Annotated in this window: 10 protein-coding genes and 2 pseudogenes; 3 read left to right on the forward strand and 9 right to left on the reverse strand. The window is 56.3% G+C overall.

Annotated elements, in window-relative coordinates; translation table 11 throughout:
- Positions 1 to 19 precede the first annotated feature (19 nt).
- A complete protein-coding gene (locus ACVW16_RS23975) occupies positions 20 to 3,241 on the reverse strand; it encodes a hypothetical protein (protein ID WP_456701553.1) in 3,222 nt (1,073 codons plus the stop codon).
- Positions 3,242 to 3,770: 529 nt separating this feature from the next.
- Between ACVW16_RS23975 and ACVW16_RS23980 the strand changes: the two are divergent.
- Positions 3,771 to 4,013, forward strand: a pseudogene (locus ACVW16_RS23980) (integrase core domain-containing protein); the annotation flags it as partial.
- 254 nt (positions 4,014 to 4,267) lie between these two features.
- Positions 4,268 to 6,076 carry a S8 family serine peptidase gene (locus ACVW16_RS23985; protein ID WP_456701554.1) on the forward strand — a complete coding sequence of 603 codons (1,809 nt, stop codon included), beginning with the start codon at positions 4,268 to 4,270 and terminating at the stop codon, positions 6,074 to 6,076.
- Between the two features lie 336 nt (positions 6,077 to 6,412).
- On the opposite strand, the gene ACVW16_RS23990 is transcribed toward ACVW16_RS23985, so the two are convergent.
- The 3 genes from ACVW16_RS23990 to ACVW16_RS24000 form a co-directional block, all read right to left on the reverse strand.
- Positions 6,413 to 7,492, reverse strand: coding sequence for a hypothetical protein (locus tag ACVW16_RS23990; protein ID WP_456701555.1), 1,080 nt, complete (start codon positions 7,490 to 7,492; stop codon positions 6,413 to 6,415).
- Between the two features lie 433 nt (positions 7,493 to 7,925).
- A complete protein-coding gene (locus tag ACVW16_RS23995; RefSeq protein WP_456701556.1) occupies positions 7,926 to 10,487 on the reverse strand; it encodes an NACHT domain-containing protein in 2,562 nt (853 codons plus the stop codon).
- A gap of 4 nt (positions 10,488 to 10,491) precedes the next feature.
- Entirely contained in the window at positions 10,492 to 11,040 is a 549-nt protein-coding gene (locus ACVW16_RS24000) for a hypothetical protein (protein WP_456701557.1), read from the reverse strand.
- A 300-nt stretch (positions 11,041 to 11,340) separates the two neighbouring features.
- On the opposite strand from ACVW16_RS24000, the pseudogene ACVW16_RS24005 reads away from it, so the two are divergent.
- A pseudogene (locus ACVW16_RS24005) lies at positions 11,341 to 12,535 on the forward strand (IS256 family transposase).
- A gap of 315 nt (positions 12,536 to 12,850) precedes the next feature.
- On the opposite strand, the gene ACVW16_RS24010 reads toward ACVW16_RS24005, so the two are convergent.
- The 5 genes from ACVW16_RS24010 to ACVW16_RS24030 form a co-directional block, all read right to left on the reverse strand.
- Positions 12,851 to 13,351: a hypothetical protein gene (locus ACVW16_RS24010; protein WP_456701558.1), complete on the reverse strand. Its 501-nt coding sequence runs from the start codon at positions 13,349 to 13,351 to the stop codon at positions 12,851 to 12,853.
- Between the two features lie 152 nt (positions 13,352 to 13,503).
- Complete coding sequence (locus ACVW16_RS24015) at positions 13,504 to 14,097, reverse strand: hypothetical protein (RefSeq protein WP_456701559.1); 594 nt, start codon at positions 14,095 to 14,097, stop codon at positions 13,504 to 13,506.
- Positions 14,094 to 14,972: a hypothetical protein gene (locus ACVW16_RS24020; RefSeq protein ID WP_456701560.1), complete on the reverse strand. Its 879-nt coding sequence runs from the start codon at positions 14,970 to 14,972 to the stop codon at positions 14,094 to 14,096. Before ACVW16_RS24020 ends, ACVW16_RS24015 begins: the two co-directional genes overlap by 4 nt.
- Before the next feature lie 602 nt (positions 14,973 to 15,574).
- Positions 15,575 to 16,762 (reverse strand): radical SAM family RiPP maturation amino acid epimerase, encoded by a 1,188-nt coding sequence (locus tag ACVW16_RS24025; RefSeq protein ID WP_456802436.1) that lies wholly within the window; start codon positions 16,760 to 16,762, stop codon positions 15,575 to 15,577.
- The gene (locus tag ACVW16_RS24030; protein ID WP_456802637.1) at positions 16,683 to 17,033 is read right to left on the reverse strand and encodes a hypothetical protein; all 351 of its coding nucleotides are present in this window, start codon (positions 17,031 to 17,033) and stop codon (positions 16,683 to 16,685) included. Before ACVW16_RS24030 ends, ACVW16_RS24025 begins: the two co-directional genes overlap by 80 nt.
- Positions 17,034 to 17,098: the final 65 nt, after the last annotated feature.

The raw sequence follows: 17,098 nt of genomic DNA on the forward strand, positions 1-17,098 counted from the left end.
CGCGACCGGATCAAACCCTTCATTCCTCACCGTAGAATTGGCTTTGCAAAGTCTTCAGTTTCGTCGGATGCAAGGCCTCCTCGATACAGGCGAGGAACATCTCACTGCGTGCATTAACCCGCGCGTGGTCGGCTGGATGCGCCATATCCGTTTGCAGCGCGCGCACGGTTGTCCAGTCGTTCGCACGATCCTTGAGCAATTCGAAGAGCGTTTGGCGGTTGTTCGGCGGGGATAACCGGTCGTCCTTATATCGGTGGAACCGGAAGTGAGCGAACGTAACCTTAGCCGAGATCTTTGCATCCCATAGCGCGTCGGGCAGCGTTAGCAGATCAAGTCCTTGTAGCTCGCCCAATTGCTGGATTTGGTTCTGGGCTTCCTGATACTGCTCACGTCCGATCAACTGATACATTCCCCGCGGTCGAAACAGCCAGCCGTCATCCGTCCCGGGCTGGTTGCCGAAGTCGTTGCCCTCGTAACCGAGCACGAAATCGGCAAGTTCCTTGGGACGATTGAGCAAAGCATTCACGTCGACCAGGGGCTTGTTTGCGGCCAGAAGTCTTGCGTTATTGACGTCAATGCGATCGCGCCATTTCTGCGGGAGTTGAGAAACCGCGCTATAAGAAAAGTTCTCGCTGCTGCGAGTAAAATCGGCGCTGTCGTAAGAGACGGATCCCAAAATATAGGCGAGGATACGCGGATCCGTTTCGTCGACGCGATCCCATTCCTGCAACAAGGCTTTGACCTGCTCGGACTGATAGTAGGCCATATAGCTCTTGCGATATGGAGGAACGGGTGGAGGGGCCGGCGAATGATCTTTGCTCGATTTGCTCAGCTGATGCTCGTAGTCGGCGACTTTTTGCCGATATTCATCATAACCGCGCTGTTGCAACCAATTGCTCTCATAACACGCAAGTAATGGCTGCGGCTTGATCTTTGGGGTTGGTTGATATTCCTTCGCTAGCTCGTCGGCGTAGGCAGCCTTCGCAAGCTTGGCATCCTTCAGCGTTTCGAATGCGGTCGCGACCGATCCATTCAGAAGATGGAACAACTTCACCTGCAGGCAATCTGCATTGCTCTGCCGTTCGCGGGACTGATCGAAGTCGTCCTTCGGCACGCAGTCCCAAAAGCGGCCACTGCTCAATGAGATGATATCCTCGGTTTTCTGGGACAACGTCCAGCCGAGTGGAAGGCTATAAAACAAGCCTGTGATGTCCGTCCGGCCGAACGTTGGAAAGCGCTGAACACTTGGCGTCACTTCGGCGTCAGGCCGACGGTCGATGCTGGTTGCGTGATTGAGGGCGACATAGGTTCGGGAAGTTCGCGTGCTCAGGAGCGCGCGTACCGGCTCCATGAGCTCACCGAACATGAATGAACCATGGTCACCGAACTGGCCACTGACGAGGGACAGCAGGTAAATCCTGAATTTCGGCGCATCGGAGGTACCCTTGATAGCGTTAAGCTTCTCGATCAGGTCGAGCGCGGTCTCAATACCAGAGTTCTCCACGTATCCGCCGTCCACCAGGCGCGCCTGCGGATGAGAGGTTATGCAGTCATTTTTGACTGAGATGGTCGCCGCCGGCGTCACCCACGGGAAACGTGCGCTTGTGAAAGCGGCTGTGCTGAGCGGAATACGCAGCGAGTGGCTCTTGACCGTTTGGTCCGTCCCAGTGCCCGCCCGTTCAAGTGCTGCAAGAACACACAGGTCCGTGTCTTTGGGGTGCAGCGTATCGAAATCAAAGGGAGAGATGACAGCCCGTTTGCCGCTGCCCGCATCAGTCGTGTTGAACAACAGCGCCGGCATGTTGTTACCGGGCGCCCAATGGGACTGAAAATCAGCCCTTAGCAGATTGGATTGATTGCCGCCGCCCTTGTTGCTGCCAAAGATTCTGTCACCAGCGTTCTCCAAAGTGTATTCGAGAAAGCGCGCGCGATCGAAAGCAGGGATCGCGAACGGTGAAAACATCTGAGTGAAGTCAGTAAACAGAAAGCCGGCAACCAACGGCGACAGAAAATCGGTTGCCAAGACGCTTGCAACGCGCTGCTCGACCGGACCAGGAGCATCAAGATCTTGCACCCGCCCAACACCCGCCAGGAAATCAGCGATTTTTGGGCATGTCTTGGCGTCGACGGCATTCGTATCAAGGGACAAGTTTTCGGCGTGGAGCGCAGCGGCGAAGATTGCCGAACCGACGCTACCCCCGGATACACCGCTTATCGCAAACAGATGTTGGCGAAATGCCGGACAGAGATCCTGCATCCGTGCAAGAAACCGCGCCGCATTATTGGCGGCATAGATCCCTCCGCCTTGAGCCGCCACAATGAAGACAGGGTATTCGCCGAGCCTCTTGGCTTCCTCCACCCGGGGCTTTTGTAAAAGCCACTCGCGGAACGCGGCGGCTGCGGACATGCGCGCCTTCTCCGGCTGGCCGTTTGCTTCAGAGACAGTGCGCAGTTCGTGGTCGTCACCTCCCAACAAAGAGGCAAATAGAAACAAGCTGCCAAAGACAATCGGAATGAACGGAAACGTAAATCTGATTGTTAAGAGAGCGAAATGGACCGTCAGACCGATGACACAAACCGCAAAAAGGGCGATCACGCCGAACGAACCGAGAAATTGTGCGAGCCTATCCGGAAGTATGAGGAATGCTGCCGTCAACAGCACGATGCCGCCGATCGAGAGCGCGAGAAACCTGTAACGGATGAAGTAAGCGTTGTTGGCACGGCTCGCGAGATTGATCGAGCGATCTCTTGATCCTATTCGCCAAGTCAATGCCACGAAACAGACGAGCATGATCAGCAAGGCAAGTGCGAGGATGAACAGCATGTTTCGCTCAAACGCGAGCGCCTGATCCTGAATGCGGAAGATACTTCCGACTTCCTCGACCTCGCCAAGCTTTCGCGCCGGCCGCGAGGCGAATTGACCTGCTGTGGCGGCGATGATTGGCAGTGCTCCAAGCAACACGGGAGCAAGCTTTAGATAGAAAGCCAGGCGCCCCGAAGGCTTGGGGACTTGTGGCAGGGATGCAGTTGTGAGCTGAAACGCGCCTGCCCAAATAGCCAGGGCAATCACGCCCAAGGCAGCGAACTCTTTGAAGGTCACCCAACCAAAGTCGTCGGCGGCTATCCGGTAGAGCTCCTGAATCTGGTCTGGCAGGTAGAGCAATGCCGAGATAGCTACCGATAGGACAATTATCCATCGAAGGTTGCGCAACAAAGTAAACAGCTGCTCCCGCACAATCATCGCGTGATCTCCTCACACTTTATGGAGGTTGCTGGCAAGCTAGTACATCAGGCTCGCGTAGCAGGCATTCGCGCCAGCTCACATTGAAAGCATCCCAAGCATTAGGGGGCCTGAAAAAGATTGAATTACGGTCACGCTCTTAGGTAGCGCTTGTAATATTGCGCACTTCCCTACAGGAGTGTTCCAGGTTTGTCGATGTCTTCTATGCAGCAATCGCAGGATTTTCCTCCGAATGGCCGCGAGTTGCTAATCGCAGCGCACTCGATGGCTGACGTGTGACTCCCGTTGAGGCGGATGGCAAAGCGTGATCGCAAGCGCTCAGTACGAAACGCGCCGTTGCCAGTTGGAGGAATGCGCGCTTTGCCAGCACAGGACGCGAGATGGCCCGCGACTAAGCTGGGATCGAATGGTCCTTCCGAGAGCGACGTCTTGCGGCTTGAAAAAGGGGCCTCGCGCTCTTGTTCAGCGTGACTCTGGGCAGAAACGCAAAAAACCGGCGCCGGTGCTGCTCTAGGCTGTGGGGCTATGAAGTGAGACGCTGTTCACTTCGCTGGCCCAGGCCCGGGTCGAACTCGGACATTGGAGCGTCGACTACAACGATACGCGACCCCACTCGCAACTCGGATGGAAAACACCATCGGAGTTCGCCTTCACCTGCAATCCGCGACGGGATCTGGCGCTGCGCTTCGCCGATGGCTCCGCATCAGCTCCCGTCGCTACCACCGCCCATTCGGGTAAATCCAACAGCCGGGGCGAACTCAGGACTGGATAAAACTTGGGGGCAAGGTCAGACGTAAAGGTTGACCTGAGGCATCCCCTTTTGTTCAGATCGCGTCAAAATCGTATTGCACGACGACGACAACGAAACTACTCTTGAGGGAATTGTGATCTCGTGCCGACCTGATATTGCGCAGAGTCGCCCTTGCAAGAATGCGCGAGCGACCGATGCTACTGGACTGGGCCGCATTCGGGGCAATGAAAGATTGGAGTGTTCCCGAGGCGCCCGAAGACTCCTGAAAGATCGGTATGAACTCTGGGATCAGTAAAGAAAACCGAACTCTCACCATAGCTGTTATTGATGCTCCATACGACGCGACCGCATTGGCAGGTGCACTTGCGAACAGTCCTGTCAGCCTCGCCGACGGAAGCTGCGACAGTAGTCCGAATAGTGCGTGTGATCACGGCACATTCATCGTGGGGCTACTGGGCGCCCGTCCAGACACCTTGATACCCGGCTTGTGCCCTAACTGCCGGCTCCTGCATTATCCATTGTTCGTCGATGCGAATTCGCCATCCGCCAGCGTTGACGAACTTGCGACTGCGATTGCAGTAGCTGTTAACAAAGGGGCTCGGCTTATCAATCTCAGCCTCGCGATCGTCGGTACAGAGTCCGGCATCAACCGGCGGCTTGCGGCCGCCTTAGATTTTGCCGAAGCAAATGGGGTTCTCTTGCTAGCGGCAGCCGGAAACCAGGGCGGTCTCGCCATTGGACAGCTTTTGACCCACCCAGCCGTCATACCGATCGTTGCTCTGGATGCGTCGCAGAGCTTACTGCCGGAATCCAATTTCGGTCCCGAGATATCCAATCGCGGGGTTGCCGCGCTTGGACGAATGCCGGGCTATGTTCGCGGCGGGGGCATTACCGTGATGTCGGGGACGAGCGTCGCTACCGCGGTTGCAACAGGCATTCTGGCGCAAGTGTGGTCGGCGCGACCGCATATTGATAGCGCCACGCTACGATCCGTCCTGGCAGGCCTTAGTCCGCGCAACGGATCGAAGCCGCCCATGTTGACCCGCGAAATCGTGTCGGCGACGCTCGATCGGATAGTTCCGACTGCACTTGCCGCCACCGGAGCTGTCGAGGTGAGAAATTATGCGAGCCTGCAGGGAGCGACGACAATGGCCTATGGAAGTGAACAACCGGCTCTATCTCAGGTGGCTGGCTTGATCGTAAAACCGCAGACGGTGACACCAGCGGGATGCGGCTGCGGGGCTCCAGGCGGAGCTTGTACCTGTCATGGAGGCCAGCCTGGACGCAGCGGCTTTGTCTACGCGATTGGCACGATCGAGGCAGACTATCCAAACGCGGCCATCGAGCGGGAGATGCAAGCGCTGGCTCTCCATCTGGGCGTGGTGTTCTCGCCCGATCGAGACCTCACCAAAAGACCGACCGAGGATCGACAATGGCAGCATGCGGTTTTGTCGAAGGACCCAAAGCTAACCAGGTATATCGCGCGGCAATTGCGTTGGCGCCTGACGATCGAGGATTTTCCTGTCTTCGTGCTCAATCCGAGCGACCCGAGCTACTTCGACGACCTGATCGACGCCTTAGAGCGGCCTAAATACACCAAACCCGAACGCCGCGGAGGCAAGAAAGCCGCGAAGGAAGCGCCGCCGGTTGAGGCCCCCTCGATCAACGCCGAGGACCTGGACGTTGTAATCGGTGTCGCGGGGGCGCAGACGCCGGACGGAATCGCGGTTCAGGTGGACCAGATTTTTCAAGTGAAGCGTAATCAGCTTAGCGTAGACGGATTGCCCTCTTTCTCGCAAGTGGCCGACAATCATGGTCTATCAGACCAAGATCGCGCCTATAACTTCCTGGCGGCGCGCTACACGCCACCGGCGAGCCAAATTGATGGATACGAGCTATCGGGCATGCGCGTGATACCGTCGCGGCTCGGCGCCGATATTGGCCGCATTATGAGAGCTATTTATACGTTCAGGAACGCTACTGCGTCCGAAAAGGAGTACTTCGTACGCGTCGATGTGACCCACGAATTCCCGATGATTGTCAGCCCGATGCAGCTGTATCTGGAAAGAGGAGAGAGATTATGAGATTGATGCCTACGATCGATGACAACATGGTTGTTCAATTTCGGCGCACAGGAAAGCAGCGCGGTTCATATCGACCGGTACGAGGCGGCCACGTGGCTGCCGCCCAACGCGTTGTGATGCAACGAAGCCCCGGATGCTCGTTTGCCGGTCAGGGATGCATCACACGCAGGGGAGAGGCAGGTATTTGTGACGGGCACCTCAATTGCATTGCTGATCCATTTCCTGGCGGGTTTCAACTCTAGCAAGATCGCCGCGTTCCCGCCGGCCTCAAGGCAGGCTTTCCTCTCGCCGGAAGATTCAAACCACCTCCTTGCCTGTCCTTGGAGGCGGTCTTGCTTATGGAGAGACGCGTGTTATCAGTTGCAATTCACGGCTCTTCAGTTGGTCGATCGCCAAGACGGCTAGCTGCTCGGCATAGCTCGTGGTCGTGGCGGTGACGCGATTTAACACGAGAAGATCGCCTCTAGCCTTTGAGCCGATCGCGACGCGCGTTCCCCCAAGCGCCGCGCCGGAAAAGACAAAACCCTTGAGCGCCGAAAGAGCCGCCAACCCCTTGCCTTTGGGAGCAAGGGCAAGGCCTACGGTGACTTGGTGAGCGTCCGTACGCCTCAAGGTCCCTGTTGCCGAAGCATCCGCGACCTGGAACGCGTTCCCGACCGGAGCAAATACCACTTTCGGCATCGCGATGAGGTCGATCATAGTCGTGAAAGTAAGCTTGTCAGCCATGACCGGAGCGCCACTACCGCCTGGATCGGCTTTGTTTGCTGCCAGACCATCAAAGAAACTCAGTTCAAAGAAGGTGTATACGGTGTTATAGATTCCTACGCGGCCGGCGATCGGATAGATATAATTCGGGCTGAAGGCAACGTGTCCGTCGCAATACTGATCTCCGTTGGGTTTTGGCGTGTTCAATTCCCGGAGCAGAAAACCGACCGTGTCGGTTATCGTAAATGTTCGCTCGTTTTGCCGCGTCCGGTTACCGTCCCCAGTGAGGCCGAGCGTAAATTTATTTAGCCATGGCCCGACGAAGTTGGCGGTTGCGCCGAGATTGTTATCTTCGGTCATCGTAAGATCGAAAGTGTACCCGACGCCGGCGGAGTAGATGACCTCGAAAACATTGCGAATCTGAGCATGGGCGGCGTCAGGAAATGAACGACGCGCGTCGAAGCTAGCCATCGAGTCGCGGTTCTCATTAAATTGCGCGACAAGATCGGCGGCGATCGCACTATTGCCATGGACAGCCAGATCCGTGAGATATTTGATTATAACATCCCTTGCAGCATCGCGTGTTTCGCATCGGATTTGCTTTACGATGTCGGCTGTACTGAGCCCGGTTACGTCCTCGGGCACGGGGTGAATGGCGCAGCCAATCAGCAGCGCCGCCGCGACAATAGCCGCAATCAGCCGGATCCACATTTGCTGGACGCTCCTAATAATAAGACAAACTAACTTTAAAATACATTCCCAACCTTGCCGGTTGCGATGAGATACTATTCTCCCTCTGCGAGCAACACGCGCGGATGGAACGAACTTTGAAAAGTGCGAAATGTTGCCGTGAAGCAACATTAAGCGAGACCTATGACCTTCGTCTCACGGCGCCGAATGAGGGGGCTTATCTCAACGACACCGGTTTGTGTCTTATGTGGAGCGCTTGCAGTCGAGAGACGTTGAATTGCTCGCAACCTGGCTCCGCCAATTCCTTCGACTTCATTGACTCAACAAAGAAGTTTGCCAGCTCTTTAAACTGGACATCGTCAAGGAGTATTTTCCGGAACGCTGTGAGCGCAGGGTCGCTAAATGTCGGGCTCATCGCGTTTTCGTTGCCTCTTCGGTTGCACCCTCTGGCCAACTAGGGCTCGCGAAGGGCTTCGACCAGGAGCGCCCAATCGGCCGCCGTGACATCGAACGTGTTAGCTGCAATTTCGAGCGTGAATCGTCCTTCAATGGGGAAGGTACGATTGGCCACCATTATCTTCGGTCGATGAGTCTCGTAAATTTCGTTCAGCATACGCCCAAAATCAACGAAGAGTTGGGGCAATCCATCAGGTCCATTTTCGGCTGTTGCCCGACAACAATTTACGATTAGAAACTCAAAGAAATTTGCTCTTGTAACAGCGATTCTCAGCCGGCCCGCGCCCTTTTTGACGCTTCGCAAGTGTGGAAAGCTGACTCTCGACATCAGGTGCTGAACAGTTGCTAGCGTGGCGTCGCGAAACTGCGGAGCGTTAAGGTTGAACATAATGGTGTCGATTATAAAATAGAGCGCATTGATCCCCCGCTCATGCATTCCTCCTTCAGAGGCGCGCATCGGCAAATCGGTCGTGATCAGCGAATCTAGCGTTGCGAGAGCACCGCGTTGGTTCTCAGCATCGTACAACGGCAGTGATTTGAAGAGGAGATCAATGTGCTGCTGATTCATCAATTGCCGTTTGTCATATCCCGTCGAAATCATGAAATCGTGCGCCACATTCAACAGCATCAACTTCAACTCGCCGGCGTACCGACGCATCTGATCGAGAGCAAATTCAACGAACCTCGCGAAATGCTTTCCCGACTTGAGGAAATCAACAATTTCGTTGTTAATCGTTGCGTCTATCGTGCCCAGTGTAAGGCCAGCTTGTGCGGCGTTTTCAAATCTCTTCGCCACGAAGAACTCTAAGAATGACCGATGAGCAAAGTAAAAATTGTCTCCAAATTTTCGTTCGATGAATGCGCCTGAAAAGAGCTCTCTTAAGACGCCCTCATCAGAAGTTTCATATTCCACAGGGACGACACGCCTGATTATCGTGGTTGGCACCTCGCGTGGGTTGAAATTGAGGGCTCGGCCACCTTCCTTTTCCCATAGCCACCACGCTACATCTTGAAGGAATTTTGACCGCTTGCCGCCGTCTATGGGGAGCCTTTCTTGCTTCTCCATTTCGCGATCTAGGGTGAGTTGAGTCGCGATTTCATAAAGCTCGTAGACGCTGAAGTCCTTTAGAACCACGCTTCGATTGGTGGCGATATCTGCGAAGATGCGTAGGTGCACCGGTCGCTTGAAGTCGTCTCGGTGAGTTAGGGCTTCAAATTCGCGAACGCGAGATTCGACCCATTCGGCATTCGCGCCCTCGACGCTTTCGCCGGATCGCTTCAAGTGCTTGGTGAGATATCGTCGCAGGAACAATTGAGCTTCAGACTTCGAAAATGGCTGGATAGCTAGCTCGATATATTCTGGGCTCCCAGGGATACGAATCGTTTGCTCGCCAGATATCCGAGTGCCGCGCAGTGCCCAACTGTGCTCTTGGTCGGAAAGAAACGCGTTGGGCCGACCAGCAACGATGACGCGGGAATTCTCTACTACGGTGCGGTTAATCTGACCGAAGTTGAATTTAAACAAATCCCAGGAGAGCGCATGCTTCATTTCGTCAAAGCCGTCGAAGATGAAAACGAACTTGCCACGACGATTGAGGTTCATGATGTCTTCGAAGAAGTAGTTCGATAGACGGTAGCGTGCGGCCAGCATCTTTCCAAGCAGGCCCTCTAACTCCTGCTCTTTAGCAATCTCGGAGAGCCGCACATAGATCGGCACACGCTTCGAGACGTCGTTGAGATACTCCGTCCCGAGTTGGTGAATGAGATACTTGCAGAATGAGGTTTTTCCCATTCCGTATCCACCAAGTATCGCGAGCGGCCTACCGTCGTCACTGTCGATCCATGAGCGGACCTTCTCGATAAGAGGTTGATCGCCTGCCACGCGTTGTTCTACGTAATAGGCTTCAAGGTCTTGTTCTCGAAATATTTCGATCAGTTGTCTGACGTAACGGCTGAAGCCGAATTGGCGCTCTTCAAATTCATCGATCGTAAAAAGACGGAAGCCAATCTTCGCCTTTGCAAGATTCTTTGCGTCCGGGGTGAAATCTTTTCGTGCAATCAGCCATACGGCGTCAACGTCCTTGGGAAGGAGAGTTTCATACTCGGTGTAGACGAGGGCAACGTCCTGTTGGCCTAGGTTACGATCGATGTTTTTACATTCGATCGCAATACGCCTTCGTTCAAGTTCGTCCTCGAAAACCGCTAGGACATCGACGCGCTTTACGCCGATCCGGATTTCTCGTTCGACCTTAACTCCTCGCGCCTCAAGCAGGGCGATGACGTGGTCACGCAGATCGTCTCCGACCGCAACAGGGCTGCTGCGTTCAGCGTTTGAATCCTCTTTACTGCCTGCATCCATCTCCACGGTCTCCCCCGCTGCCAAGTCTGGTTTGGGCAATCTATCATAGTTCACAGGCCCGCCCCCAGACCGCCGTTGTGCGGGCTTGAAGAATCGTGCAGAAGTTGTTTGGCTAGGGCGAGCGGTTGACGGATCATCGCGGCATGGAGGAATGGCAAGAACGAAACTCGTCGAAATCGTTTCCGCATTGATGAAGGCCATGAAGTCACCAATTGCAGTGCTGCATTCTCTGGTCGCGGGTGCATTTGGAGGTTACCCAGAGACGGCCGAGTAGCGGGCCGAAGCGTGGTCCGGCCGAGCCACTCCTGCGATCTCTGCCGGAACTGTCCTTGAAATTTTTGTTAAGCAGGAATTGGCCTCGATCGAACGAGCTTAGGAAGCTGTATGCCATAACTGCGGAATAATCGGGATTGGTTTGGTCATTGAGTGCATCTGCATACGCGCGACTCGCATCGGCAGAGATAAAGGCGGAATCGAACAGAAAGCTCGCAGAGGCGTTGGATCGCGCGGCATCCGCTGAAACGGAGCTCGTGAAGTTCAGGATGTCTCGACGGTCTCTGTTCGCTGTCGAAGCAAAGAAGCTCATCGCTAATGCTCTCAAGTCGTTTGAACGCCGTTCGATGTGGGGTTTGGTGAAGGGGGTGGGGAGCAAGCCGATTGTGCGTGGAACATCGAGGAAGTCCTGAGTGCGGCCGGGTGGGATCAAATACCTTGGGGGCATGCGGTGGGAATTGCCGTAATTCAACGCAATCAAGCACCCCTCGCCAGCTCTGTGAGCGCGCAGAACGTTTAAAAATCCAGATCGACCAAAGCTGGCGCCAAGCGCGTCTGCCCGCCATTGAAGCGCTGATGGACGCGTTGAAGACAATCTGGATTGTCAACACCGCGGCTTCGAGGATGGTTCGAAGCCAAACCTTTCGCAAAGGCTTCTGTGCCCGAGCGCTACTGCTTGTGGTAGTGTGTGGAAGGTTCTGCAAAAGCTGAGAGGCTGAAGCGCCCATGGTAAGTCCGGTGATTGAGAAGATCAGCGCTCGTAGAGGAGCTTGGACCCGCCATGACCGTGACGAAGATTAGGACGGATGTCTCCGCAGTCAAAGAGTTGTTGAGGTCGGACAAGGAGTTCTTGAAGCCGCTGATCCAAAGTGCGGTGCAGGACATTCTCGAAGCCGAAATGAGGGAGACGCTGGGTGCGGAGAAAGGCGAGCGCAGCGAGGGACGGCTTGGCTATCGCTCCGGCTATTGTCCGCGCTCGCTGATCACCCGGGTTGGCATGATCGAGCTGAAGGTGCCGCAGGACCGGCAGGGGCGGTTCTCGACCGAGCTGTTCGAGCGCTATCAGCGTTGGGAAAAGGCGCTGGTTGCGGCCCTGGCCGAGATGTACGTGCAAGTCGTCTCGACACGGAAGGTCAAGCAGGTCACGGAGGAACTAGTGGGCCATGCCTTCTCGGCCTCGGCGATCAGCGCGATCAACAAGCGGCTGGATGGGCGCTGAAAGCGTTCTGCGAGCGCAAGCTCAAGGAACCGTTTCCCTATCTGATCCTGGATGCCCGCTATGAGCGGGTGCGCGAGGACGGCGTCATCGCCAGCCAGGCGGTGCTGATCGCGATCGGGGTCGACTGGGACGGCCGGCGCCAGGTGCTCGCGGTCGAGCTCGCCAACCGGGAGAGCCGGTCGAGCTGGAGCGAGTTTTTGCAAGGCCTGAAGGCCGCGGCCTGCATGGCGTCGATTTCGTCGCCTCCGACGATCATCCCGCCTTGAAGAAGGCGATCGCCGAAGTGCTGGCCGGCGTGTTCTGGCAGCGCTGTTATGTGCACTTCCTGCGCAACGCGCTCGACTATGTGCACGCAAGGTCGACGACGATTGCCTGCTCGAGCTGCGCTGGATGTACGACCGACACGATCTTGGCGAGGTACGGCGCGATCTGGCCGCCTGGCCTGCCAAATGGGGCCGCAAATACCTCAAGCTCACCGGCTGGGTCGAGGACAACATCGAGGAGACCTTGACCTACTTCCGTCTGCCGCTGGGGCACCGCAAGCACATGAAGTCGACCAAAATGCTGGAGCGCCTCAACGAGGAGATCCGGCGGCGCACCTATGTGGTGCGAATCTTCCCCAACGCCGAGAGCTGCCTAAGGCTGGTGCGGGCGCTGACGGTCGAGTGCCACGAGGGCTGGCTCGAGGACCAATCGGTATCTGAACATGGACCTGTTGAAGGAGCACAAGAAGGAGACGCTGCGTCAGGCGGCCTGACGATGCTCAGGCCCACCAAAGGGATGGACGCCACCCCTCTCCGCCGCCGCCGCTTGCCAGCGCTGCGCTTGGGCGAGCGAGCGACGGCGGCTCCGAGGGGATGGCTTGGCCGGACCCCATGATCAATTTTGCTGAACTTGACGCACAGAACTCTGCTTGTGCGGGCATAGTCTTACGGCAAATGAACACTGTGATCAGGTTTATGAGAGAGTGCTAGCGGGTGCGGGAGGCTGTTTTGAGGGGGGTTCGTCAGGTTGCGGCGGTCCTGCGAAGTCTCTGGATGGAACTTTCGGCTTTGTTTTGAGAGGGGACAGATCAAGCCGCTCTGACGAATTCGCCGGCTGCGGATCGTTCATTGAGTCGGTGAATCAGACCGTCTCGGAAGTCCACGACCTCGATCCTTTCGGCCGCAATGAGCCGATGAAGGGTCACGTTGCAGTCGTGCTCGAATTGGCGAGCCGTGACGGGTGGCACGTACATTCGTCGCGCCAAAACGATGCCGTGGGTCGGAACAGGCGCGAGACCCTGCTCAAAAATGCGGGGTACTGTCTGATCGTAAACGCAGAACGCGCGAACACGCGCGTTGTTGTAAACAATCATCTCCTGCCGCACCGACACGCACACAAATCTGAAAATCGCTAGGACTTTTTTGGTCGGCTTTCCTGGCTTTGTTGAGAGAATATCAATCGCCAAAGCTTCGACCTCCGCATCATTCGCGCGTTCACGTACAATGCTGAGCCCATCTTCATAAGCCTTGGAAAAGGCCGCCCGCGCGAGCCTTCCATCTGAATCGACGTCCACAGGATCGACGAACATTCGATAGAGCGTCTCGCCATTCTGGACGATGCCCGGCGAACCATCGCCTACACTATGCTGTTCGCATTCGCAGGCCGGACAGTGCTCTTCCAAATCCCTGGCGAGCCTACGCCCTGTGCCGCCCAGCCATTTTCGACACTCCGCGCAACGCATCAGACGATGGTGGGCAGATTCATCACGGTGGTCAGAAACGCGTTTACGTCAGCCGAATTGGGCGGCCCACTGACGAACTGCGATGGCTCGCCATCTGCCTTCGAGTAGAGTTCGACATTATCATCGGGAAGGAATGTGATCGAGTTGAACATGCCATCTTCTTCGAATTCGAGAATAGCACTGCCGTCTCGCCCTAGGGTCGTCAGGGGAGCGGGATGCCAAGGTTCCAGCTCGGCCACATAGGAAATCGCGCGATCAATAGCAGTCTGGCTGGGCGCCGCTGCGCCGTTGCCGTCCCAATCCTCATTATAGCCACGGAAGTCACGAAGCCGCGCGATACCACGATCGAACCCTGTCGGCGTCTGATACCTTAGCCGCTCATCGAGCACTTCCGAATTCCGCGTCGCAATCGGGCCGCGAACAGCCGAAGGGGCTTGCGATGCCTCGCTCACCACCGGCGCCGTCCCGAGCAAGAAAATCATCGAGCCCGCGACAGCGTAGGGAGCAAGACGTTTGCGCCTCGCAAAAGCAGGCGAGCTGCTGGGGGAGTCAATATCGATTGAAAATGGGGCCGCCGTCGAAATGCCGGTCATGAATCAAGTCCTACGCGCATGGCTATATCGGCGCTTACGATTTCCCTAAAAATCTCAATACAACGATCGTGCATAGATCTGAACGTCGACAACTGAGATATAGCTGTTTCGCCTTCATTTTCAAGCGCTTCAGAAGAACCTTCGAGCAGGTTGCTCTGTACAGCCGTGCCGATCGAGATTACTCGAACGGAAGTGTCGGGTGTAACCTGATGTGCTAGATGCATCATGCTCGCGTCAATATTGACCTGCACCAGACGCTCCCTGCATCCTTGCGCGGCCTCGAAAAAGCCGGTATGAGAATGCCACAACCTCTCATTGTCAAAAGCATGCGGCACAATAAGCTTGGAATCCGCATTGAGCATCTTGCGAGCTGTTGGTTTCCCCGTCCCCGCGAAGCGAAAGTTATCCTTGTATTCAAGCCGCAGATTATCGACGCTGATCGAATACAGAGCGCTCCGCAGCGGCGGCTTGATCAACTGCTCGAGCCGCTCGGCAAACGCGGCCCAGCTCGTATACTGCATCGCCTGATAGACCAGGCCGGTCCGCCCCACCTGCAAGCTTTCGAGAGGGCGCTTCTGCATCCCTGCTCCCGGCATCGAAACGGCAGCTGTGCGTAGGAAGATCATCGCCTCGACGGCTGGGGCGCCCGGAGGCGCCTGGGGAGCCTGATTAGGACCCACCATAAATTGGACCGAGTTAAGGACTTGCTTTTCGGTCAGGCCGGCGGCCCTGCAAACGGCATCAGCCTCTCTGACGGCTCTCTTCCAAGCGACTTCGGTCAGCGGCTCGCGGAAATTCACCGACGCTGCCACGGTCTCGATCGAATTCGCTTCGTTGAAGGGCGTCCAGTCCAAATCTGGGGCAATATCGTTCATGGGGCTTCCAGGCAGGATCGGTGTCGAGCGTGTCAGCTTCGGACGCTCGTGTAAACTTACTGTTAGATCTGGGTGCAGGTTATCGGCGCAGTGCTTGCTTGGAGAGGCTCCTGTGTACGGCCGGGGCCCGCCATCCGTTCACAGCCGAAAACCTCTCAAACGACGGATTTCATTAGAGTACTTGTAGCAGAAGGTGCGCGCAAGTAGGGTCAAAAGCCCGCTGGGCTGCGGGCTCAACCGTATTTTCGGGTACGCGACCCCGCCAATTGGGCCCGCAAACAGCTTGGGATCAGGCAAGATACGCCAACAGCCAGAGAAAGCCGGCGAAGGCGATCCAGCCGAGTTTCACGCAATATGCCGGCGATATTAATTTTACATCATATTTTGAAGGCATGAGTTGAAACTAGTGCGAGTGAATCAGCGCTCGTCTAGCTGCGCCGCGACGGCCGGAGCGCAGTGATCTGAATGACTTCGACGCGCGGTTGCGGGTCGTGTCGGCAGAGACGAGCGATTTGGTCAGACACAACTTACCTGCGCGTCAGTCGCGGGGCTGGCAAAAAAATCCGAGACTCTAAGCGCTCGGATGCAAGCCGGGTGACAGGTCAGCTGGTCTGCCAAGCGAAGCTGTCGTCTAAGTCCTCCTCAATCACCCCGGCCGCGTATAACTGATCGAGCAGGTCAGCTACTGCGAACACGCTTGTTCCGTCGGTCGTGACCTGCCTTACCAGCTCCGAGGCTGTGCAGTTGCCGTACGCGATTAGATGTCCAACGGAAGCCCCAGCGGCGTCGTCGAGTATCCGGTGTTCCATATGAGGTGAGCGGAGACAAAAGGATCGGTTGCTGGCCTTGAATTGCAGGTCCCTCCGGAAGCGGATTGGCAGTTCGGGAGCCGGACTCTCGAGCATATGCTGGTCAATCATGCTCTGCAGCCCCTCCCGGAACTCGTCAGGCGTCCTGAAAAAGCGTTCACTCAAAATGCGGTAGCCGAGGGGCCAGCGTTTGCTACCCGGCACAGGCGTCACCAATTGTATACGTCCCTGCAGCATATTTACGAGAAAGCCGGAAACACAGGCGATCGTCGTGTGATCTTTCTCCAGCAAGGCGATTGCATCATCTTTTTTGGCCCTCCTAAATTTCTCGCCGCGATCACGCGCGCGCCCGGCAAAAGCCTTTGCCGTCATCGCCTCCTTACCCTGCAGGACAAGTTCGACACCGATCAGCTCCTCAGGCGAAAACGCCATGTGAATCTGGTCTAGATGTCTTGTGCTTAGCACGGAGAAACGATTAGTCACGGTGCGATGGCGCTTGAACACTTCGAGCACGCGCGTGGTGAGTGCGCGATCCTTGAGCGGTGCCGCCGTCGTTGTTTGCGGCATCGCGCCTGTGATCTGATAGTAGTCGAATAGAAAGCGGTCGTAGTGTGGGTTGTCCATAGGCTCTGTGGCCCAGTAGCAGAAACCAGTACAGGCCGCCGAACCAAACATCTCGCTCGTGATACCGACCACGCCGCGCCAAAGCGCTGCATGCTCTTCGCTATATTCGTAGTAGCCCTTGAAGCGATCGGCCGAGAGGCCGCAGAACCAGCAACCGACGGTGCAGCCATAGCTCAGCTCGAAAGCGATGATGGGGTACGTGATCGACCCTGCCGTTCCGCCCAATTCATCGCTGCAGCGCCGGATTTGGCGCTCGCGCCATGCATGAAAGCGAGGGTTAATCGTCGACATTCCGCCCTGTTCGCGCAGGAGATCGCGGTGCCGCAACATCTCGCAGAGAAACTCGTCCCACATCATCGCGAGGGGCCACGGCTTGGACTCCGGGTTGAAGCGGTGTTTCAGGTAGCCGCCGGTGCCAGAGCGGCAGCATCTTCATTGGGTCAACTTCGATGCCGTAGCGATCAGTTACCACTCGAGGAAAATCAACGTTCTCCGAAAGCGCCTTGCGGAAATCCAAGTCACCGGCCAGCCTCTCCATGAAGCGCTTGACATGTGACAGCGTGCGCAGTTGCTCGGGGGTGCGGCGGTCAAAGATCTGTCGGAAGTGTTCGGTGGCTGCGTTCGTCATGCCGTTACGGGTGAGCCTGAAGTGGGGCCCGAAAACAATGATTTCACTCCTGTCGGGGCGTGCTT

It is taken from the genome of Bradyrhizobium sp. USDA 4474 (assembly GCF_054057515.1).